Origin of the sequence: Nocardia australiensis (genome assembly GCF_020733705.1) — a bacterium.
Taxonomy (GTDB): Bacteria; Actinomycetota; Actinomycetes; order Mycobacteriales; family Mycobacteriaceae; genus Nocardia; species Nocardia australiensis.
The window spans coordinates 221,317-242,977 of the sequence record NZ_JAJFZM010000004.1; the positions used below are offsets into that span (position 1 = coordinate 221,317).

Here is a 21,661-nt window from a genome sequence, read left to right on the forward strand (position 1 = left end):
GCGCGACTTATGTCGCCGAAAGCGCGACTTGGAGCAGGCGGGACGCGGTGATCACCCCGACTATCCGCTTCTCGTCGACAACCGCGACCAGCGGGGACCGGCACCGCGCCATCAAGGCGGCCACTTCCACCACGGTGTCGTCGGCACGTGCCACCGGCACCACTACCTTCGATTTCGATTCCGGCAGCAGTTCGCCAACGGTCTTGCCACGCAACGCTTCCGCGACCCGATCGGCCACCGACTCCGACAACACACCGGCCAGCGATGGATCGTCGAGCACATAGCCCGGCACCAGGAAACGCACCACCTGCGAGGCGGGTAGCACCGCGAGCGGAGCCGAATTGCCATCGACCACCACGATCCCAGGTAGCCGATGTTCGGCCAGCAGCTTCGCCGCGGCCAGCGCATCGGAGTCCACCGGCACTGCGGGATAATCCTCGGCTATCTGACTTGCCTGCATACCAGCACGATACGACCCGTCGTGCAGTTGCCGACCGATATCCGTCGCCGTCCATGGTCACACCGGAGTTGAGCGCGCGCACCAGGAACTTCCCATCGCCGGACCTCCCGGCCCGCGATACGGGTCGGGTTTGCCGACCAGACTTCCCGGCGCACCACCCGTAAAGATGCCGTAAAGATCGAGCGAGGGCAAACCCGGCGTAGGGCTACTGGGCCGCCGCGATGGCGGTTATCAGGGTTTGGTCGCCGCTACGGGCGGTGGTCACCAGTTGGGCGTTATAGGCGACAGCTTTGATACCGGGGCGGTATTCGCTGATCCGGACGAGGTATTGGCCGGCGAACGCGCCGGGGGTGATGGTGACGCAGTGCGTGGTGCCCGCCGGGATGGTGTCGATGCCCTGCTGGATTTCGGGGGCGGGGGAGACGGCGGCGTCAGGCGCTACCACCGTGCGGGCCAACTCGCTGGAACGGGAGACGTAATAGGCGTACTGGAACGCGAGGATGACAGCGGGACCGGAATCCGCCCCACCCTGGCCGTTGCCTTGAATGATGTTGCCTACCGATCGGGCCGGGCATTCCGCCGTTGGCGTGAGTGCCGGTCGGGCGGGCGGCGACGGATTCGGTGCTGCGGTGGGGGCCGGTGCCGGGGCAGAGCGCAACAGTAGGAATACGGTGACCAGGACCGCGGACGCTGCCAGGAACCCGATCAGTGCGGGAACCCATCGGCGACGGCTCGACGGAAGCTGGTACCACCGTCGCACCCGGGACCGATCGATCATCCGGTCGAAAACATCGCTGTCGGCATAGGAGTAGTCCGGAGTGGGCTTGTGCGCTGGCTGCTGTGCGGGCGGTAGCGGGTCGATCCACTCGGACCGGTCACCCCAATCGGGCTTCTTCGGCCGCGTGCGCATACCCGGTCGATCCATCTCCCCGCCTTCATCAGCTCATACCGTCAGGTTCGTTCCCTTTCGATAGCTCCGCAGAATACTGTGGATGCGGCGCAATGCAAGTAACGGGCTCGAACGGCGCCCGTCCATCGTGACCTCTACCAGTGCACGGTGACCGGGTCACCGACACCAGCCATTTCGTAGTACCACGTCGCGTCATCCGGGGCGAGATTGATACAGCCGTGACTGACATTCGAATTACCTTGTGAATCCACCGACCAAGGCGCGGAGTGTACGAAAACGCCACCCCACGTGAGACGTTCGGCGTATTCGCCATTGATGACGTACCCCTCGGGCGAGCTCAGCGGGATGCCGATGGTGCGCGAGTCGAAGACCACGGAACGGAACTTCTCGAGAATCGGGAAGGTTCCTGTCGGGGTCTCATAACCCGGTTTCCCCATCGAGGCCGGCATGGTTCGGGCGACACCGCCGACGGTGACGGTAAAGGTGTGATTCGACATGTCGGCGTCACCCACAACACCGGCATTGGTTCGGAATTCGGTGCGCGCATTGCCTATCTGCACCGATATGGGTGCACTGGCAGGCAGGAATCCCGTTGGCGTCCAGGTCAATTCGCGATCGCTCTGCCATGCGAAAGTGCCCGCGAGCGATTGTGTGGACTTGATGTCGACGGTTCGCTCGGTGCGGGCACGATCCGCGACGGCTGTGGTGAACCGGATCGTGACCGGGTGCGCGACGCCGACCTGCTGGTCGGCCGATGGTCTCACAGCCGCGATTTTGTCGGCTGATGACGTCCCGATGGATGTGGCGAATGCCGCTCCGGATCCGAATGTGGCCAAGGCCAGCACCATGATCACGAGGAAAATGTAGCGAAGCACGCTCCTCATGGCTCCACCCCTTCTAGACGGTGTGGTAGGCAGAGATCCATTTTAGGACTTCATGATCAACACGAGGTACCGAAAGAGTAACGGCAGGCGTGTACGCGTGCCTGTTCCGGCGGGCAGTGATCTCGCTACGTGCGGTGTAGATAAAATTCCGCCGTGCCGGTCAGCTGCGTACGGCGTGCAGCACGTCGGCGTGCAGGCCGTCGGCGCGCGCCATGATCTCCTCGACACGCACTAGTACGGCGGCGAATCGGTCGCCCTGTTCGGCGCGCAGGGACGCGACGTTGATCTCGATATTGAGCTGGGAGCTCGTCGCTGCGGCGCGAGCGGCATCGGCCGCCGCGCCGATATCGGTGACGACGTTGGGGTTGCCGATCGGGAGCAGCTCCGCCGCGAGCGACAGGATCTCATCGGCCTCGTCGACGACCGCGGCAGGCACCCGCGCGGCCTGAACCAGAGCGGCGGTAATCGCCTCGGTGCGTCCGGCGAGTTCCTCGGGGGTGGTCTTCGGCAGCTTGTAGGCCGCACCGACCGCGGTGAAGGCGGCCGCATCGGCGTCGGCGAGGGCGATCGCGCGATCGCGTGCGGCGTCGGCGGCCTCGATAATGCGGTCGATGATCGGGCGGTGCTCGACATCCTTGGCCCGGGTGGTGTAGCGCGCGACCATGGCCACCAACGCCGCGCCCTGTGCGGCATGTAGCGCGGCGACCGCGCCGCCGCCGGGTGCGGGGACCTTCGCGGCCAAGTCGGCCAGGTATTGCCCGAGAGTGGCCCCGCCGAAAGAGGGCGCAGTTTCCTTGGATGACGTGGTGGGCTGCGACACGGCGGGTAGCCTTTCGTTTTCCTTCGGCGACAACGGGAACTATCGCGAATACGCTACCGCTCGCGCGCGGGTGGCCGGTGCATGCCCGGTCCGTAGCTGCGGTTATGTTGAGTGCTATGCGGATCGGATTGGGCATCAACTACTCAGGCGGTTTCAAAGAGGCCGCGGCAGAAGTGGCCGACCTGGAGCAGGCCGGCTTGGACGTTGTCTTCGTCCCCGAGGCGTACTCCTTCGACGCCGTCAGCGCCCTCGGCTACCTGGCTGCCAAAACGACCCGGTTGCAACTCGCATCGGGCATTCTGCAGATCTACACCCGCACCCCCAGCCTGACCGCGATGACCGCGGCGGGCCTGGATTTCGTGTCCGACGGTCGCTTCGTGCTCGGCCTCGGCGCTTCGGGCCCGCAGGTGATCGAAGGATTCCACGGCGTGGCCTACGACGCGCCGATCGGGCGCACCAGGGAACTCGTGGAGATCTGCCGCAAGGTGTGGCGTCGCGAGCGCCTCGAGTACGACGGCAAGTACTACAAGATCCCGCTGCCCGCAGACGAGGGCACCGGCCTCGGCAAACCGCTCAAGCTGATCAATCACCCGCTGCGCGAACGTATTCCGGTGCTGCTCGCGGCTCTCGGCCCGAAGAACGTACAGCTGGCCGCCGAGATCGCCGAAGGCTGGCAGCCGATCTTCTTCCTCCCGGAAAAGGCGAAGGAAATATGGGGCGAATCGCTCGATGCCGGCCTAGCCAAGCGTGATCCGGTTCTGGGCGCGCTGGATGTGTATGCCGGACCCGCATTGGCGATCGGCGAAAACGTCACGCCGCTACTGGAATTCGTGAAACCGCACCTCGCGCTCTATATCGGCGGCATGGGTGCGAAGGGCCAGAACTTCTACCACGCACTGGCAACCAAATATGGTTACGGCGCCGAGGCTGATCGTATCCAGGAGCTGTACCTGGCGGGCAAGAAGGAAGAGGCCGCGAAGGTCGTCCCGGACGACCTCGTTAGCGCCATCTCCCTCGTCGGCCCCGCAGGCTACGTCAAGGAGCGTATCGCCGCGTTCGCCGAGGCGGGCGTCACCGTGTTGAACGTCGTCCCGATGGCCGCCACCGCGGCGGAGCGGGTCAAGTTGGTCGAGCAGTTGCGCGAACTCTGCTGAGGATTGGACGCGGTTCGCCCCGATACGGCGGCGGACAGTTCGACGCGAACTGTCCGCCGCCATTGCCTCGGGCGCGGTGACGGCCCGGGCCGCGAGCTGTCGGCCTGCCGGACTTCAGGATTCGCGGAATGCGGCCAGAGCCTGGTCCAGACTCGAATGCAATGCGAATACCTGATCCAGGTTCGTCATCTTCAGCTGGCGACTGGTCGCGGGGCCATCGGCGACAACGGCGATGGCTGTCGCCTCTCCGGCCCGCTGATGTGCCCCGACGAGTGCGGCCATGCCCGCCGAGGCGAGAAAGCTGACCGCGGTCAGGTCGATGATCAGGGCCGCCGGTTTGCCACCCAGAATGCCCTCGATGGCGGCTTCCAGCGCGGACGCCGTTGCCAGGTCGACCTCGCCGGCCACCGTCAGCACCGTCGCGCCGTCGGGCATTGTCACCGTGGTGGTCATTGTGTCCGCGAGGGGATACGCGTCTCCGGAAGAATTGGTCACATCATCACAATCTGCCATGAACCGCCCGATCTTGCCGCACCGACTCCGGAAGTGCCGCGAACCGCAAGGAATTTCTGTTCGCGCGAACCTACCGTACCTGCTGGTGGCAGCGGGGATCACCCAAGCAGTTGCGGAATTCGACCGCAACCCTGGCACGGTGAGGGCCGACGGACTGTTTATCGTCGACGTCGGCATCGTCCTATCCGAATTGGAGTCATGAATATGAGCGATCCGCTCCTGGTCAGTCGCGTCGATGATGTCGTGACATGGACCTTGAATCGTCCGCAGACGCGCAACGTCATCACCGACGAGGACATCATCGGTGCCATCGAGGACGCTGTCGACGCCGTCAATGCCGATCTCTCGGTGCGGGCCGTGGTGCTCACGGGTGCGGGGACCACGTTCTCCTCCGGCGGGAACGTCAAACACATGCAGCAGCGAAGCGGTATGTTCGGCGGCTCGCCCGCACAGATACGGCAAGGGTATCGCCATGGTGTGCAACGGATTCCGCGCAGCATCTCGGCGTGCGAGGTGCCCACTATCGCGGCGGTGAACGGGCCCGCGATCGGTGCGGGCTGCGACCTCGCCTTGATGTGCGACTTGCGGATCGCGTCCACCACCGCCGTATTCGCCGAAAGCTTTGTCCGGGTCGGGCTGATCCCGGGTGACGGCGGCGCCTGGTTCCTGCCGCGTGTTGTCGGCCTGGCGCGAGCCAACCAGATGGCTTTCACCGGGGCCGCGATCGATGCCGGCACGGCGGCCGAATGGGGCATGGTGTCCGAAGTCGTCGAGCCGGCGGACCTACTTGCCCGTGCGGGCGAATTGGCCGCGAGCATCGCCGTCAACCCGCCGCACGTGCTCCGCATGACCAAGAAGCTGATCCAGGAGGGGCAGTCCCAGAGTCTGAACGGTCACCTCGAGCTGGCGGCATCGATGCAGGCCCTCGCGCACCACACCGCCGACCATCACGAGGCGGCGACCGCCTTCGTCGAGAAGCGGCCGCCGCGGTTCACCGGAGAATAACCGGCGCTACCTCGTGATCTGCCGGTTCGTGCCGCGCAGCGGATTCGCTACCGGCGATTTGATCGCGGGCAGGGTTATCGACATGCGGACGCGGGTGCCCGTGGGGGTGTGGTCGATCTCGAGTTCCTCGGTCAAGGCGCGCATCATGTCGATGCCGCGGCCGCGGTGTCCGGGATCCGCGGAGCGCGGCTTCCAGGTGCCGGTGTCGGTGACCACGATGACCACTGATTGGGTATCGCATTCCGCCGTCAGTGCCACACGGCGCTGCTCGTCGTCCCGGTATGCGTGTTCGATGCTGTTGCTCGACGCCTCGTTCGCGGCGGCCACCAGGTCCGAAGCCAGATCGTGCGGGACGGCCGCCGCCGCGAGCCAGGCCTTCAGGCTGCGGCGCACCGCGATGAGTTGATCCGCGGTGGCGGGCAGGTCCAGGCGCAGGGGGGCCGGCGGTTGCCGGTACACCACCATCGCGACATCGTCGTCGTAGCCCGCGGCGGGGCGCAGCCGCGACAGCACCGCGTCGGCCACCTCACGGGGGAGCCGGTCGCCGGTATCCGCGAGCACCGCACAGATCTTGGCGAAGCTGTCGTCGATGTCGACACCACGCTGTTCGACGAGTCCGTCGGTGAACAGTACGAGTGTCGACCCGGGAGATAATGCGGTGGTGGCCTCAGGACGCCGTGGTGTATCAAAGGTGGCCAGTGGCACCGCCCTGCCGCCCTCGAGTAGCCGTCCCGGCGTGCCCACATCGGCCAGAATCGGCGGCATATGCCCGGCGCTGCTGTAGCGGACCAGCCCACGCACCGGGTCGAGCACCGCAGCGCACACCGTGGTGCACATGGCGCCGGGGATGCGTGCCGCCACGGTGTCGAGTTCGGCGAGCAACTGCCCCGGCCCGGCTCCACCGAGTAGCAAAGTCTTTGCTGCCGTGCGCAATTGCCCCATCACCACTGCGGCCGACAAACCTCGCCCGACACAGTCGCCGACCACGATGCCGATCGTCCCATCGCGCAGCGGCACCACGTCATACCAGTCGCCACCGATCTCCAACGGCGGCAACGCGGGCTCGTAATGCACGGAGAACCGCGGTGGCAGTTCGATGGGGCCGAGCATGGCGCGCTGCAACGTCAGCGAGGTGGAGCGAGCTTGATCGAAGTTGCGTGCCCGCTGCACTGCCAGACTGAGGTGTCCGATCAGCAGTGAGAACAATGTCCAGTCCGCGGCGCTGATGGCGCGTGGCGCGGCGAAGCGCAACCACAGCGCGGCGTCGCCGGTCTCGCCGAGCGGAGCGACGATGCCCTCGGAACTTTCGATGCCCTCCGGAATCGCGATCAGGCTGCGTCCGGGCCTGCGCCGCGCGCGGTCGAGGAGAGCTTGGGCGCGATTGTCCAGCACGGGAGTCGCGGGTGCGCCGTTCGACCGCTGTTCGGAGTACTGAGCGTCGCCGGAGACGTAGACCTCCGGGCCGGTATTGCGGCTGGGCCAAACCTCTACCACCGCCGTTTCCGCGCCGACGGTTCGTCGCAATTCGTCCAGTCCAACGGCCAGTACCTCCACCACGCTTGTGGCCGCCCCGACCGCGGTGGCCAGCCGCGATGCCGCCTGATCGCGAGCCTGGGCATCATGTTCGGCGGTGACATCACGAATGGTGCCGACGAAGATCTGCTCGTTGTTCTCGGGCTTGATCAGCGCGCTCGTGCTCACCGCGAGCCACACGATACGGCCGTCGCGATGCTGGATCGGAATGACGAAGCGCTGTGCTTCGGTGCCGAGATCGGGATAGCGCGGGCTGTCGGGCATCGCCCACGGGTGCGGCAGCGGATAGGGGATATCGGCGGCGCCGTACCCGGTCAGCGCACCGAAGGCGGAATTGACCTCGACAACGGTGCCGTGCGAGTCGGCGACGAAGAAGCCGTCCTGCAACGATTCCACCAGCGCGGTGCGAAAAGCGTCGCGTCCCGCGAGGTCATCCGCGCGGGAACGCTGTTGTTCATAGCGGCGGTTGCCGTCGAGGAAGCCGCGGGTGGCGATATCGAGTGCGGCGAGGGTCTGTAGCAGGAATTCGAGCGCGGTCTCGTCGAGTTTGGCGTCACGTTCATCGGCCGGTTGTTGGGCGCCCTGCACCACCCGGAAGTGGTTTTCGGTGAGATCGAGCAGGCTGACGCCTTCTACAAGGGCGCGGCGACCGAGTTCATAACCCTCGGCGAGGCCGGCTTGCGTGGGCGAATCCAAGTGCCGCCGTAGCGCATCGGCGTAGGCGTCTCGGAATGCGGCCAGCGCAGCGGTCATGTCGCCGGACCACCTCGATGCCGCGCGGCGAGCACCAGGGCATCATCGGTGTCCTTGGCATGCTTGGCGAGGATGTCCGCGGTGATCTCGGCGGTGGACTTCGAAAGGTCGATGGTGCTGGGGGATTCGATGACGATGCCATCGGTGGACATCAACAGTAGATCGCCTGGACGTACCGAAATGGTCTGCGGTTGCAGATTCTGTGGTAGCCGATAGCCGACGATGCCGCCGGTCAGCAGCACCGTCGCGCGGATGTCCAGACCGATCGGACCCGCGGTGAGCACCTGTGATTCGACATTGCCCACGCCGAGCCAGTGCACCGAGTCCGCGGTGCCGAACTGGGCCAAAGATACTGCGGCACCGCGAGTGCCGGCCATGGCCCGATGACACAGCACCATCAGCACATCCAATGGTTCGGCACGATTTTCGGCGAGCACCCGGGTAGCGCGGTCCGCGGCATCGGCGGCCGCGGTGCCGTGCCCGAGTCCGTCCAATACGGCGAACAGCACGCCGCCGTCTCCGACGTCGAGAATGGCGCAGCGATCACCGGAGACCTGTTGCCCAGACAACGGTCGACCGGCCACCGCCCACTCGATCCGGCCGATGAAACCAGCTTCATGCACCGTTGGGTACCCACTTCCACATCTCCACCAACGTGCCGCGGCCAGGTGTCGAATCAACGATCAGCCGGTCCATCAATCGTCGTGCACCGGGTAGGCCCAAGCCGAGGCCGCGTCCGGTCGAGTAGCCGTCATCCAGTGCGCGGGCGATATCGAGAATCCCCGGCCCCCGGTCCTCGGCCTGTACCACCAGCGCCTGACGACCCTCTCGATCGTCGACCAGCAACCTGATCTCGCCGCTGCCCGCGTAACTGGTGATATTGCGGGCGATCTCGGAGATCGCGGTCGAGATCATGGTGCGGTCGGTCAGGGAAAAACCGAGCTTGGCGGCCAGTTCACGTCCGGCCTGTCGTGCGATCACAATGTCACCGGACACCTTGACCGCGATCACCAAGTTCTCAGCGGCCACTGTCACGACCATCTCGCTGGCGACGGGCTGGAGCCTTGCGGTTCAGCCAGGCGAGGCCCTCCTCGAGATCGAGGGCGGTGTGCATGTCTTCGAACGTGAGCCCGAGCTGCACCATGGCGAACGCGACCTCGGGCTGCAGGCCGACGATGACCGTTTCGGCCCCGCGTAGCTGGGTCATATGCGCGATGGTGCGCAGCGATCTCGCGGCGAACGAGTCCATTACGTCGATGGCCGTGACGTCGACGATTATGCCGTGCGCCCGGTATTTGCTGACCTGTTTCATCAGGTCGTCCTGCAGGCGCTCGGTATCGGCGTCGGTCAGCGCTGACTGGACCGAGGCAATGAGATATGTGCCTTGCTTCAGTATGGGAACCGGCATCAGTTGGCCTGATCAGCGACCGTCGCGTTCGGTGAGCAACCGGTCGGTCACTCGGGTTACCTCGTATCCGAGCAGGCGCTCGGCCTCTTCGATGCCGCCCTGCAGGTCGCCGACCGCGTTCATCTTCGACAGGTCGAGCCCGATGGTCACCAGCGTCAGCGCGATCTCCGAGGACAGACCGGTGATGATCACGTTCGCGCCCATCAGGCCGGACGCGTCGACGGTCTGTACCAGATGGTTTGCGACCACGGAGTCGATCGCGGGCACACCGGTGATGTCGATGACGACGACCTTGGCGCGATTGGCGCGGATCGCGCGGAGTAACTGCTCGGTGAGCTGGCGGGCGCGCTGGCTGTCGAGCACGCCGATGATCGGCAGGATGAGCAGTTGCTCGCGCACCTGCAACACCGGAGTAGACAGCTCACGAATGGCTTCCTGCTGCTGGCGGATAACGCGCTCGCGCTCCTGCACGAACGAGATGGCCACAGTGCTCGCGATGCGATTGGCGGCCGGTTCGTAGGCGTCGAGTACGGCGTTGAGCAGCTCGAAGTCGGCCTGGTATTTCTCGAACAGCGAGCGGGCCAGCACGTCGCGCAGGAGGAGAACGATGCCGAGGACCTCGTCGGTCTCGACTCCTCTCGGAATAATGCGCTCGGACAGGTCGCGGGCATATGCCTGCAGCGCCTCGACGCTGCCGGTCACGAGCACCTCGACGTAGTTGTCGTACATGGAGGTCGCCTCGGAGAAGATTTCCTCCGGGGTCATGGCGGTCAGGAGCTGGGCCTCGGTAATGCGCCTCGCCCACTCTTCACGTAGCCCGGTGCGGTTCTGCCGTAGGTGCTCGACCAGCTGCGGAAGCAGATTGTCGACTGGTCCTACGGGCAGGGAATCTGCCGAAAGGCTCATGGACACCTCGGACATTGAAACTCCAGCCCCTTTCGACGGGTGGGTCGGGATACAGTGCGCGTTCGGCCGTGAGCCGAACACGAGCCTAGTCATACCCCGCCAGTGTTGCCGACGAAACCTGCCGGTTGTCCCAAGTAGTTTGCCTGATTTCACGACGTCGTGCCGAAACCACGTGCCAGGCCGACCAGCGCCTCGTCGAGGTAAACGGTGAGATCGGCGTCGGCGCGGGCGAGCCAGGCGTCGAAAGCCGCGCGCGCGGCGGCCAGTGTGGTGCGCCCGACGGCAAGCGGGATCAGCGCGTCCTCGGGCTGGCCGAGCCGTCGCGCGGCGAAGGCGCTGACCGCGCGTTCCCAGGCGTCATAGTGTGGCCCCGCCGTGGCGGCCAGCGCGGGGACCGCGCCGATCAGGTGCATCCTGGTGCGCAGCTCGGGGACATCCTCGGCGCGATATCGGTTGGCGTTCACCACAACTCGTCGCACAGCGGTCATCATAGCGACGTCATCGGGCACCGTGGCGAAGGCCGCGTGCAGGGCGGTGACCTCCTCGTCGAACTGTGACCAGAGCACCTCCGCCTTCGTGGGGAAGTAGCGGAAGAAGGTGCGTCCGCTGATGCCCGCCGCAGCGGCGATCTGTTCGACGGTGGTCTCGTCGAAGCCCTGTTCGGTGAACAATCGCATGGCGATCAGTTCGAGCTGGCGTTTGTCGGTGCCACGGGGGCGGCCACGTGCCGCGCGGTTCGGCTCAGGTGTCACGGGTATTGATTATGTCAGTGACTGACGATAATCTCGCGGCATGGTGGTGGCGGATCTCACATGGCCCGAGGCGGGCGCGCGTGCCGCCGCGGGTGTGATCCTCGCGGTGCCGGTCGGAGCGACCGAACAGCACGGCCCGCACCTGCCGTTGTCCACCGATACCGATATCGCGGTGGCACTGTGCACCCGCCTCGCCCAGATGCGGCCGGATGTGCTTGTCGCGCCTGCGATTTCGTATGGGGCCAGCGGCGAGCACGCCGGATTTCCTGGCACCCTCTCGATCGGGCAGGCCGCGCTGGAGCTGCTGATCGTGGAACTGTGTCGCTCGGCCACCGAAACCTTCGACCGAATCCTGCTGGTCAATGGGCACGGCGGCAACGTCGAACCGCTACGCAGGGCGGGCGAGTCACTGCGTGGCGAATCGCGTGACGTGCGCGTGTACATGCCCCGATATCGCGGCGATCCACATGCTGGACGCTCCGAGACCTCGATGGCACTCGCCCTGGCGCCGCAGCGGGTGCGCGCCGAACACGCCGTGGCCGGCGACATCCGGCCGCTGGCCGAGATCCTGCCGCTGTTGCGCGCCGGGGGAGTTCGCGCGGTGAGCGCCAATGGCGTCCTCGGCGACCCGGCAGGCGCGACCGCGGACGAAGGGGCCGCGCTGCTCGCGCGGCTGACTACCGACCTGAACGACCGAACCCGGCTGTGGTGGCCGGCCGCTTCCCAGGAAAGGACCGGAACATGAACCCGTGGTTCGAAACAGTCGCGGAGGCGCAGCGTCGCGCCAAGAAGCGACTGCCCAAATCCGTGTACGGCGCGCTGATCGCCGGATCGGAGCGCGGTCAGACCATCGAGGAGAACCAGCAGGCATTCACCGAGTTGGGCTTCGCGCCGCACGCCGCCGGTCCGATCGGCGACCGCGACCAGTCGACAACCGTACTGGGGCAACAGCTTTCGATGCCGGTGATGATTTCGCCGACCGGTGTGCAGGCGGTACACCCCGATGGCGAGGTGGCGGTCGCGCGCGCCGCGGCCGCCCGGGGCATTGCCATGGGGCTGAGTTCCTTTGCCAGCAAGCCGATCGAAGAGGTGATCGCGGCCAATCCGTCAACCTTCTTCCAGTTGTATTGGTGCGGAAGCAAAGACGAGATCGCCCAGCGGATGGAGCGGGCCGAGGCGGCCGGCGCCGTGGGTCTGATCCTCACCCTGGACTGGTCGTTCTCACACGGTCGAGACTGGGGCAGCCCGGTGATCCCGGAAAAGCTCGATTTGCGGGCGATGGTTCGATTCGCCCCGCAGACCATCATCAAGCCGCGCTGGTTGAGTACCTATCTCAAGTCGGGCCGTATTCCCGACCTCACCGCGCCGAATATGGTCATCGGCGACGGCGCGGCCCCTGGATTCTTCGGCGCCTACGGCGAATGGATGGGCACTCCCGCGCCCGACTGGGACGACGTGCGCTGGATCTGCGAGCAGTGGAAGGGCCCGGTGATGCTCAAGGGCGTGATGCGGGTGGATGACGCACTGTGCGCGGTCGATTCCGGCGTCGCCGCCATCTCGGTGTCCAACCACGGCGGCAACAACCTCGACGGCACCCCGGCCGCGATCCGCGCCCTGCCCGTGGTCGCCGACGCCGTCGGATCCCAGATCGATGTGGTCCTCGACGGCGGCATTCGCCGCGGTAGCGATGTCGTGAAGGCGGTCGCGCTCGGTGCCCGCGCGGTGATGATCGGCCGCGCCTACCTGTGGGGTCTGGCCGCCAACGGTCAGGCCGGTGTCGAGAACGTCCTCGACATCCTGCGTGGCGGCATCGATTCGGCGCTGCTCGGGCTGCGTAAGACGTCGGTGCTGGAGCTGGACCGGTCGGACCTGGTCGTGCCCGAGGGCTTCGAGCGTGCGCTCGGTATTCCGGCCCGCCCGGTCGACCTACCGGTGCGCCCGGTATCGGAGGCGGGCGTTTCCGGATAAACGGCTGACCGGACGATGGCCGTCCGGCTCGGCCGGAACATCGGCGGCACCGGGGCGCGTCCCAGGTCGCTCGGGTGGTGTGGCGCAAGGCTTTTGCGGCGGTACAGCTCCGGCGTCGACGTGGCGACTATTCGGGCGCGGGGGCGTTGCGATGGTGGGTGAGCAGCGTGTCGTAGATATCGGCGAGCGCGGCGAGTTGCTGACGATCCAGCAGGTCGACCAGATGCCTGCGCACGCTCTGGACGTGCGCGGGCGCGGCCGTGGCGAGGACATCGGCGCCGCGCGGTGTCAGCCGTGCGGCGGTGCGGCGGGCGTCGTCGGGGATCGGCTCTCTGGCGACGAGGCCGCGTTTCTCCATGCGCGTGATCTGGTGGGAGAGCCTGCTTTGCGACCATTCCAGCTTCGCGGCCAGCTCGGCGAAGGTCAGGCGCCGATCCGGCGCGTCGGCGATGTAGGCCAGCACCGAGTGCTCGACGTAGGTGAGGTTCGACTCGCGCGACGAGTCGCGCCCGACCGCCGCGGCGATGAGGTCGCGAGTGCGCACGAAGCCTAGCCATGCGCGCATTTCGACGTCATCGAGCCACTGAGGGTCGGTCACGATAGCGCTCCAAACTTTGACGTGTCATGAAAGCTGTCGCGCACCACACGGCCCGCTGACAACGTGTCAGTTCAGAGAGTTAGCACCGCTGGGTTGAACGTGCAACCTTTGTGGCGATGTTCGTTGGACGGCGCCTTCCCCCAAGGTGCTTAGGCTTGCCTAAGCATCGGCACAAACGGTGTGGTGGATAGGCTCGCTGTGCTAACGACCAGCCTGGCTGCTCAGGCCCGGCCCGCCCGAAGGAGTGCGACCCGTGACCGCGCCGGAGTTCCGCTATTCAGATCTGCTGCCCATCGGCGCCGACGACACCCCCTATCGGTTGATCACCACCGACGGCGTCAGCACCTTCGAGAACAACGGCCGGACCTTCCTACAGGTCGAGCCGGAGGCGTTGCGACGGCTCACCGCCGAGGCGATGCACGACATCAGTCACTATCTTCGGCCCGCGCACCTTTCACAGCTACGCAAGATCATCGACGACCCGGAATCCAGCGGCAACGACCGCTTTGTCGCGCTGGATCTGCTCAAGAATGTCAACATATCCGCGGGCGGCATCCTGCCGATGTGCCAGGACACCGGCACCGCGATCGTGATGGGCAAGAAGTCGGAAGGCGTGCTGACCGGTGCGGACGACGCGGAATGGATCAGCCGCGGTGTATTCGACGCCTACACCGAGCTGAACCTGCGCTATTCGCAGCTCGCCCCCATCACCATGTGGGACGAGAAGAACACCGGTACCAACCTGCCCGCCCAGATCGAGTTGTATTCGACACCTGGCGATCCCGCGCAGCCGTCCTACAAATTCCTTTTCATGGCCAAGGGCGGCGGCTCGGCGAACAAGTCGTTCCTGTACCAGGAAACCAAGGCGGTGCTCAACCCCGAGCGCATGCTGGAATTCCTGGACGAGAAGATTCGCTCGCTCGGCACTGCGGCCTGCCCGCCCTACCACCTGGCCGTCGTGATCGGTGGCACCAGCGCCGAATTCGCATTGAAGACCGCGAAATACGCCTCCGCGCACTACCTGGACACGTTGCCAACCGAGGGTTCCCTTGCGGCGCATGCCTTCCGCGATCTGGAACTGGAGGAAGAGGTCTTCAAGCTCACCCAGTCCTTCGGTATCGGTGCGCAATTCGGCGGTAAGTACTTCTGCCACGATGTGCGCGTGGTGCGCCTGCCCCGTCACGGAGCAAGCTGCCCGGTGGCGATCGCGGTGTCCTGCTCGGCGGACCGGCAGGCGCTGGCCAAAATCACTCCCGAGGGTGTCTTCCTGGAGCAGCTCGAGCGTGAGCCCGCGCACTATCTGCCCGAGCAGACCGATTCCATCCTCGGCGGCGACGTCGTCAAGGTCGACCTGAACCGGCCGATGTCGGAGATTCGTGAGGAGCTTTCGAAATACCCGGTGAAGACGCGGCTTTCGCTGTCGGGTCCGCTGGTGGTCGCGCGCGATATCGCGCACGCGAAGATCAAGGAACGGCTCGATGCGGGTGAGCCGATGCCGCAATACCTGCGCGATATGGCCGTCTACTACGCCGGTCCGGCCAAGACGCCGGATGGCTATGCGTCCGGCTCCTTCGGGCCGACCACGGCAGGCCGGATGGACTCCTATGTCGACCAGTTCCAGGCCGGCGGTGGCTCGTTGGTCATGCTCGCCAAGGGCAATCGGTCCGCGCAGGTGACCAAGGCGTGCAAGGAGCACGGCGGTTTCTATCTCGGTTCGATCGGTGGTCCGGCCGCTCGGCTGGCGTTGGATTGCATCAAGTCCGTCGAGGTGCTCGAGTATCAGGAATTGGGCATGGAAGCCGTCTGGAAGATCGAGGTCGAAGACTTTCCGGCATTCATCGTTGTCGATGACAAAGGTAACGACTTCTTTGCCGAAACGCAGAAGCCTATCGCGTTGCGGGTGCGGACGCGTTCCAAGGAACGCGTCTGAATCGTTCCCGAGCTTCGGCGTTCGACTGCCGATGGGGCAGCCATGTGGACAACGAAGTGTCCCCCCGATTACCGGGTGGCATTTCGGTTGAGCGAGCACTCTTATTCGAGTATGTCGCCGCAGAGGTGTGGGGTGTGGGTCGAGTTCCCGGACAATTCGGGCCCGGACACTGTGCTGAAACTTATACGGGCTCGGTAGTTTTCGACCTCCGTGGTAGCCGAGCACCGCCCGAAATGATCCACAACACTGAAATATATTGTGGACAGCAGTCTTTCCTGTGGACAACACGTTGGCAAGACACCGGTTCGGCTGTGCTCAACGGCAACCCATACGTCGGCAATCGTCCTCCGGCGAGTACAAACCGTGGACATCGCACTGTCCGGTCATTCGCCAGTGTGTTGCCCCGTTTGTGTTCGATGGCTAGCGCTGCCGGGCGCCGGATGTGCCGGCGTGGTGGGACGGCGTCGAACGAACGGTCAGGCCGGGCGTCGGCGTAGTGTGGCCGGCTCGAAGCGGCGCGTTAAGATCGCCGACATGTCACTGACACGTGGTGCGCGGAGGAATCGGATTCTGTTCGGCCTATCCGTCGCGGTTCTGCCCGCGTTCGTGGCCACCGGACTGTCCATGCCCTCGGCGGCTGCCGCGCCCGTTGATCAGAGTGTCTCGGCGAGCTCGGTGATCGGAACCGAGGGGCTGGACCCGCTGCTGGAGCTGGCCTACACGATGGCAGAGAGGGAGGCGCACGCACAGGGTGTGCCCATGTCAATCACGTCCGGGCATCGGTCTCGGGAGGAGCAACAGGCCCTCTGGGAGGACGGACTCCGGACATACGGAAGTCCGGACGAAACACGCAAGTGGGTCCTTCCACCCGAGGAATCAACCCACGTTTCCGGTCGAGCGGTCGACGTAGGTCCCCTCGAGGGAGCCGCCTGGTTGACCGCTAATGGAAACCGATGGGGCCTATGCCAGACCTTCAACAACGAATATTGGCATTTTGAGTTACAAACTCTGCCCGGTACACCGTGCCCTCCGCAGGTCCCGGATGCTGCACATCGGTAACCGACGGGGTTTGTAGGACGCGATAACCATGTCCGAATGGTGGGACTTCGAGCGGGGCCCTGCCGGGGCTGGCATGTCCGCCGACGCGCCCGGACGCGAGTGTTCGATAGCTACAGCGGGTCGCCCTCGAATAGCGGCTCCATATGGCCGTAGGCGTCGAAATTACGGAAGTGCCGGGTGTAGAGCGTGCCACCAGCATCGACACGTCCGTCGATGGCCGGAGCCACATCGACAATGTGTTTCAAAGTCCAGGTGATGGTGTCACCGTGGTCGTTGCAGTATCGCGCCTCTTGAGCGTTCGCCTCGGCCTGCGCCGTCACCTGGGCGGCCTCGGCCGATTCGGCGAAGATGATGATGAACACCTCTTCGAACAGCTGCTTATAGTCGGGCGCGCTCGAGGTCGATTCATAGACCGCGAGCACTACATAGGGCTGCTGCCGAGTCCGTTCCAATGCCTCCGTGGGTAGGACGTTCTGCGCGCCGAGCACCTCGACGCCGATGAGCGTGCCCGATGCGGTCATATCCAGTACGACAGTGCCATGGTCGATGGCCGTCACAATCTGTTTCGCCGACTGGCCCGCACAGGCAGAATCGGTGAAGTAGACGCAGGCGGCGTCGACGGCCGGGTCGTAGGTCATCCGCATATCCGATCCCTCCGTCACGGGACTGCGGTGAATTGTGTCGCAGACCCTCCACGGTAGCCCTTCAAATACCGTACCGGTCAGTTTCAGAATGTGCCTGGTTCGTCCGCCGCCGGGGTCGCCGATCAGCTCACCGGGGCGCTTTCGGGCACGCTGGGCATTTCCGTCTGACTGCCCGGCATGTTCGGTAATGTCAGCCCGCCCTCGATGGTGTTGGGGATGCGGCGGCGATTGGGGGAGCCGAGGGCTGTGGTGAGGTCGGTGCCGTCGTGTTCGGCGAGCAGATCGCCGCTGTCCCAGACCAAGAGTGTGGCGCTGACTGTGTTTTCGGCGGTGGAGTGGGCCAGATCGTAGTGGGCGCAGCCAGGGACGTGCGGGTAGGTGATCCACAGGTCGTAGCCGGTCATGAACAGGTCGAGATCGAATTGAACGCTGAGGCCGAGCAATTCGCTGCGGCCGTTGTCGTCGACGCCGGCGAACGCCTCATCCAGGGCGAGCAGGCGCGGGGCTTGTGGGTCGGCGGAATCCAGCATGACGTGTGCGGCCGCGAATAGCGGCAGATGCAGCGACACCGACTGTTCACCGCCGGAGAGGGCGCTGTGGCGGGCGACGGTGAGTTTGTCCTCGCTGCCGTCGGCCGAAATCAGGGTGAACGAGAACACTCGCCACGTCCGGTAGTCCAGTGTCGCGGCGAGGATTTCAGGGTAGGACCGTTCCGGGTGCGTCGCGCGGGCGGTACGGATTTCGGCGGCGAAGTGGGCACGGATCGCCGCCAGGTCCTCGGCGACCAGCGCGGACGCGTCCCGATCGAGCAGCTTGCACATCGCTCGCGCCGCTTCCGAGAGTGCGTCGGCGAGTACCCAGTGCACGCCGATGGTATTGCCCGAGGACATGCGCCGCTGCTTCATTTCCGCCCCCATGCGGGCGATGAGATCGCGGGCATCGCTGGTGCGTTCGTGGATCTGCTGCGCCAATCCGGTTAGTAACGCGTCCTCGAGAATCCGGCGCTCGGCATCGGTGAGCAGCAGTTCCTGATCGTGGCGGGCCTGATCGATACGTGTGGCGAAGTCGGCCAATGCCGACATGCCGTGATCGTCCTGAACCTGCACGACGGTGAGGCCGTCGGCGGCGTCCCATTGCAGCCGATAGTCCCGGCCGCAGGCAGCCAGGGCGGCGTCGAATTCCTGCAGGGCCGAGGTCACGGCACTGCGGGTGGACTTGCGGGTCGCCTCACTGGCCCGCACGGAAGCTGTCGCGGCGGCGAGGCTTTCGAATAGCTGCGCGACCTCGTCGGGGAGTACCTGCGGTTCGGCTTCTGGACCGTTCGAAGCGATGCGATAGAGCAACTGTTCCGGCGTCGACCACGCCGCGTCGCTACTCGGCCAGCGGGCGTCGGCGGGTGCGCCGAGCAGCGTCAGCAGATCCGGTTGCGCGTAGGGGGCAAGGCTTTTGACGTCCGAGAGCACCTCGTTAAGTGCCGTGCCCAGCGCCTCGTGGGCGGTACGGTAGGCGGCCTCGACATCGCCAACCGCCTCGATCGCCTCATTGGCAGCCTTGCGCGCGGTCTTCTGCTCGGCCCTGGCGGCCTCGATCTTCTCTCGCGCCTGTTCGAGTTCGTGATCGATGTCGACCGCGCCCGCGCCGAGCGCATCGCGCAGCGTTTCCAGTTTGCGCAGCTGTTCCTGGTAGCCCGCCTGTGCGGCTTCGGCCTCCTCGGCGAATGCCTCGGCGAGGTCGCGTGCCTCGTCGTATCGGTCGGCGCTCTCGCGTTCGCGTTCGCGTTCCCGCTCATGGTCGGTGCGCAGCCGAAGTAGACCGATTCCGGTGTTCTCGAAATGCCGGATGGCGGCGGCGAGCGCGTCGACATCGCGAGCCTCGCGCGGCGTCCGGTGCGCCACCGCTACGGCGCGTAGTTTCTTCTCGACCGCGCTCGCTTCGGCCACGGCCTGATCGAGATCGCGTTCGGCCTGGTCGACGGCCTCCGAGCGTGACCGCATCATGCCTGCGGCCTCCGACACCGCGCGCAGCGCGGCCGATACCGCCGTCGGCCGCGGTAGTGCCTTGGCGGCCAGGGAAATTCGGGTGAGCTCGGCGGTTGCCGCCGCCGCGTCGGCGCGGGCCTGTCGCAGTGTCTCCTCGGCGGCTTCGAGGGTGACTGTCAGTTCGGCCAGCCGGATCTCGCGGCGTTTGGCGCGGGCGGTGGCACCGATGAATTCGGCATCCGACTTATGATGACGGCCGACCCGCACACCCAGCCGGAAGCCGCCGGTTTCGCTGACCGCCACTGTCGTGCCCAGGTCATTGTCATTGTCGTGCAGCGCGATCGAGGCGAGTACCGCCGCGACTACCCGCGTGGGAACGGTGAGGTCGTCGGAATCATCTTCTACGACAAGGACATCGGCGAGCGTGCGACCGGACGGGCGGGCTTGTGCCGGCAATGGAACCAGGAACTGGTCAGAATCGTAGGACGGCAGGGTTTCTTCGGGGCAGATCCAGGCGTCGAGAAGATCCGCGGCATGCAATGCGGCCTCGATCCTGGCGGCCACTTCCGGCGTGACGCCGTCGGCGAAGCGGACCAGCCGCCACAGCGGCGCACCCGCCCGGTCGTCGCGGCTACTGGTGTGGGCGGCGAAAGCCGGTGGCGCTTCATCGCGTTGGGCCGCGACCCGATCGCGTTCGGCGGTGAGCTCCGTGATTCGCATGCTTGCCGCGGCCGCCGTGGCGCGGGCTTCCTGACGGCGGTTGCGAATGTCCTCCAGCAGCGGTTCGGTGTGTTCGGCCAGGACCTCGATCACGCCGGCCGCGTCGTCGGTTCCGGCCCGCGCGAGCGCGCCGTCCACGGCGTCGAAGAGACCATGAGCTATGGGGGAGTACACCTCTCGGTGCGCATCCCACCAAGCCCGCAGCGCACCAGAGGTTTCGGTGCGCGCCAGTACCACGGCCGCCTCGGCATGCGCGACCTCGGCCGAAGTGGATTCGCTCAACTCCCTGGCCCGTTCGGCGAGGCGTTCGGCCCTGGTCCGTTCGGCCGCCGCGGAATCCAGTACGCCGAGTGCCTTGCGGACCGCGCGCACATCGGCATCACGTTCCTCGGCCTGGCCGCGAACCGCCGCCGTCAACTGGTCGGCGCGTGCCTGTTCGGGCAGTGCTGTCCAGTTGATGCCGGCCTCCTCGGCCGCGGCGCGCAACTCGTCCTCCCCGCGCGTCAGCGCGGCGGCCGCGGTGAGCACCGATGCCTTGGCGCGTTCGGCTTCCTGGCCGCGCTGGTCGAGGGTCTGACGTGCCTCGAGCGCCTTGTCATGATGCACTCCTGCTGAGGTCTCCAACCGGCGGACCGCGTCAGCGAGATCGTCCAGCTGCTGTTTGCCCTCGTAGGCGCTGGAGCGTTGTAGCGTTTCCCGGTCGGATAGGGCCTGTTCGTAGGAGTGGTCGGCATCCTCTGCGCGCCCCTCGGCGGCGGTGCGCTCGTTATCGCGACGCTCGCGCAATGCGGTGGCGGCGAACACCGCATTGCTCGCGTGTGTCACCGCGTCCAGCCGCGCGCGCACCTGGTCGACATCGGTCTTTGCCTGCACCGCGAGGTATTTCCGGTACACACCGACAAAAGCTCTAGTCGCGGCGTCGGCGTGGACCAATCCCTCGAGGGTTCGGCCTACTTCCTCCATATCGCTGAAGGACCGTGCGGCATCGAGGATCGACTGCTCGTCGAGCGGTCGGAGGCCATCGGTCAATGCCTGCGAAAGTCCGCGCGGGTCAAGGTTTTTGGCCAGCTGTGGCCGGCGCAGGGTGAGGATCAGGTTGATCAGCTGGTCATAGCGCTGGGTGCCGAGGCCGAACATCCGCGCGTCGATGGCGGTGCGATACTCGACCGGTCGATCCACGATGGCGTCGGTGCCGATCTGCTCGGCCAACTGTTTGCGGGTCAATGGCCGATCGTCCGGGCCGATCAGCGAAAAGTCCACGCCCGCACGGCCATCTGCGACGAAGTACCAGCGCGTCACTTTGTCCGACGAACGCGTGGCGCGCATGCCGATGCCGACTGTCACGACCTCGGGGTCGTCCCAGCCGCCGCGTGCGAACTCCATCCACACATAGGAGTAGGCCGATTCCTGCTTGCGGTACAACAGATTCGACTTCATCGTACGTTCTTCACCGGCGAAGGGATTGAGCCTGCGTGGCTCGATACGACCGTCGAGCACGAACGGGAACAGCACCTCGAGTGCCTTCGTCTTGCCGGAACCGTTGGGTCCGCGCAGCACCAGCCTGCCGTCGGCGAAACAGAATTCCTGATCGCGGTAGTCCCACAGGTTGATGATTCCGGCGCGGGTCGGGATGAACCGCACTCCGCCGTGAATGAGCGACATGGT

Annotated in this window: 20 protein-coding genes; 6 read left to right on the forward strand and 14 right to left on the reverse strand. The window is 65.7% G+C overall.

What is annotated here, in order from left to right; genetic code table 11:
• Positions 1-7: 7 nt before the first annotated feature.
• The 4 genes from LKE06_RS21845 to LKE06_RS21860 form a co-directional block, all read right to left on the reverse strand.
• On the reverse strand, positions 8-460 hold the full coding sequence (locus LKE06_RS21845; RefSeq protein WP_228001205.1) for a CBS domain-containing protein: 453 nt from the start codon (positions 458-460) through the stop codon (positions 8-10).
• A 205-nt stretch (positions 461-665) separates the two neighbouring features.
• Positions 666-1,385 carry a DUF8176 domain-containing protein gene (locus LKE06_RS21850; protein ID WP_228001206.1) on the reverse strand — a complete coding sequence of 240 codons (720 nt, stop codon included), beginning with the start codon at positions 1,383-1,385 and terminating at the stop codon, positions 666-668.
• Positions 1,386-1,504: 119 nt separating this feature from the next.
• The gene (locus LKE06_RS21855; protein WP_228001207.1) at positions 1,505-2,254 is read right to left on the reverse strand and encodes a L,D-transpeptidase; all 750 of its coding nucleotides are present in this window, start codon (positions 2,252-2,254) and stop codon (positions 1,505-1,507) included.
• Positions 2,255-2,414: 160 nt separating this feature from the next.
• Positions 2,415-3,074, reverse strand: coding sequence for a cyclodeaminase/cyclohydrolase family protein (locus tag LKE06_RS21860; protein WP_228001208.1), 660 nt, complete (start codon positions 3,072-3,074; stop codon positions 2,415-2,417).
• 116 nt (positions 3,075-3,190) lie between these two features.
• Here LKE06_RS21860 and LKE06_RS21865 point away from each other — a divergent pair, with 116 nt between their 5' ends.
• Positions 3,191-4,228 carry an LLM class F420-dependent oxidoreductase gene (locus LKE06_RS21865; RefSeq protein ID WP_228001209.1) on the forward strand — a complete coding sequence of 346 codons (1,038 nt, stop codon included), beginning with the start codon at positions 3,191-3,193 and terminating at the stop codon, positions 4,226-4,228.
• A 114-nt stretch (positions 4,229-4,342) separates the two neighbouring features.
• Here LKE06_RS21865 and LKE06_RS21870 read toward each other — a convergent pair whose 3' ends face one another.
• Positions 4,343-4,681 carry an STAS domain-containing protein gene (locus tag LKE06_RS21870; protein ID WP_228001299.1) on the reverse strand — a complete coding sequence of 113 codons (339 nt, stop codon included), beginning with the start codon at positions 4,679-4,681 and terminating at the stop codon, positions 4,343-4,345.
• A 264-nt stretch (positions 4,682-4,945) separates the two neighbouring features.
• On the opposite strand from LKE06_RS21870, the gene LKE06_RS21875 reads away from it, so the two are divergent.
• The gene (locus LKE06_RS21875) at positions 4,946-5,746 is read left to right on the forward strand and encodes a crotonase/enoyl-CoA hydratase family protein (protein WP_228001210.1); all 801 of its coding nucleotides are present in this window, start codon (positions 4,946-4,948) and stop codon (positions 5,744-5,746) included.
• 6 nt (positions 5,747-5,752) lie between these two features.
• On the opposite strand, the gene LKE06_RS21880 is transcribed toward LKE06_RS21875, so the two are convergent.
• From LKE06_RS21880 to mftR, 6 genes are all read right to left on the reverse strand, one after another.
• On the reverse strand, positions 5,753-8,032 hold the full coding sequence (locus tag LKE06_RS21880) for a SpoIIE family protein phosphatase (RefSeq protein ID WP_228001211.1): 2,280 nt from the start codon (positions 8,030-8,032) through the stop codon (positions 5,753-5,755).
• Positions 8,029-8,655: a SpoIIE family protein phosphatase gene (locus tag LKE06_RS21885; protein WP_228001212.1), complete on the reverse strand. Its 627-nt coding sequence runs from the start codon at positions 8,653-8,655 to the stop codon at positions 8,029-8,031. Before LKE06_RS21885 ends, LKE06_RS21880 begins: the two co-directional genes overlap by 4 nt.
• Positions 8,648-9,073 (reverse strand): ATP-binding protein, encoded by a 426-nt coding sequence (locus LKE06_RS21890; RefSeq protein WP_228001213.1) that lies wholly within the window; start codon positions 9,071-9,073, stop codon positions 8,648-8,650. The genes LKE06_RS21885 and LKE06_RS21890 overlap by 8 nt, the downstream gene beginning before the upstream one ends.
• Positions 9,051-9,440 (reverse strand): STAS domain-containing protein, encoded by a 390-nt coding sequence (locus LKE06_RS21895; protein ID WP_228001214.1) that lies wholly within the window; start codon positions 9,438-9,440, stop codon positions 9,051-9,053. The genes LKE06_RS21890 and LKE06_RS21895 overlap by 23 nt, the downstream gene beginning before the upstream one ends.
• A 12-nt stretch (positions 9,441-9,452) precedes the next feature.
• Positions 9,453-10,361: an STAS domain-containing protein gene (locus tag LKE06_RS21900; RefSeq protein WP_228001215.1), complete on the reverse strand. Its 909-nt coding sequence runs from the start codon at positions 10,359-10,361 to the stop codon at positions 9,453-9,455.
• 134 nt (positions 10,362-10,495) lie between these two features.
• The gene (gene mftR / locus LKE06_RS21905) at positions 10,496-11,098 is read right to left on the reverse strand and encodes a mycofactocin system transcriptional regulator MftR (RefSeq protein ID WP_228001216.1); all 603 of its coding nucleotides are present in this window, start codon (positions 11,096-11,098) and stop codon (positions 10,496-10,498) included.
• Positions 11,099-11,138: 40 nt separating this feature from the next.
• On the opposite strand from mftR, the gene mftE reads away from it, so the two are divergent.
• Complete coding sequence (gene mftE / locus LKE06_RS21910) at positions 11,139-11,843, forward strand: mycofactocin biosynthesis peptidyl-dipeptidase MftE (RefSeq protein WP_228001217.1); 705 nt, start codon at positions 11,139-11,141, stop codon at positions 11,841-11,843.
• Entirely contained in the window at positions 11,840-13,066 is a 1,227-nt protein-coding gene (gene mftD / locus LKE06_RS21915) for a pre-mycofactocin synthase MftD (protein ID WP_228001218.1), read from the forward strand. Before mftE ends, mftD begins: the two co-directional genes overlap by 4 nt.
• Positions 13,067-13,193: 127 nt before the next feature.
• Here mftD and LKE06_RS21920 read toward each other — a convergent pair whose 3' ends face one another.
• Positions 13,194-13,664 (reverse strand): MarR family winged helix-turn-helix transcriptional regulator, encoded by a 471-nt coding sequence (locus LKE06_RS21920; protein WP_228001219.1) that lies wholly within the window; start codon positions 13,662-13,664, stop codon positions 13,194-13,196.
• A 253-nt stretch (positions 13,665-13,917) separates the two neighbouring features.
• On the opposite strand from LKE06_RS21920, the gene LKE06_RS21925 reads away from it, so the two are divergent.
• Both LKE06_RS21925 and LKE06_RS21930 read left to right on the forward strand, forming a co-directional pair.
• A complete protein-coding gene (locus tag LKE06_RS21925) occupies positions 13,918-15,594 on the forward strand; it encodes a fumarate hydratase (protein WP_228001220.1) in 1,677 nt (558 codons plus the stop codon).
• 723 nt (positions 15,595-16,317) lie between these two features.
• On the forward strand, positions 16,318-16,653 hold the full coding sequence (locus LKE06_RS21930; RefSeq protein WP_372477411.1) for a M15 family metallopeptidase: 336 nt from the start codon (positions 16,318-16,320) through the stop codon (positions 16,651-16,653).
• A 110-nt stretch (positions 16,654-16,763) separates the two neighbouring features.
• On the opposite strand, the gene LKE06_RS21935 is transcribed toward LKE06_RS21930, so the two are convergent.
• Entirely contained in the window at positions 16,764-17,315 is a 552-nt protein-coding gene (locus tag LKE06_RS21935) for a DUF4288 domain-containing protein (RefSeq protein ID WP_228001221.1), read from the reverse strand.
• A 104-nt stretch (positions 17,316-17,419) separates the two neighbouring features.
• Complete coding sequence (locus LKE06_RS21940; RefSeq protein ID WP_228001222.1) at positions 17,420-21,658, reverse strand: TIGR02680 family protein; 4,239 nt, start codon at positions 21,656-21,658, stop codon at positions 17,420-17,422.
• Positions 21,659-21,661 lie beyond the last annotated feature (3 nt).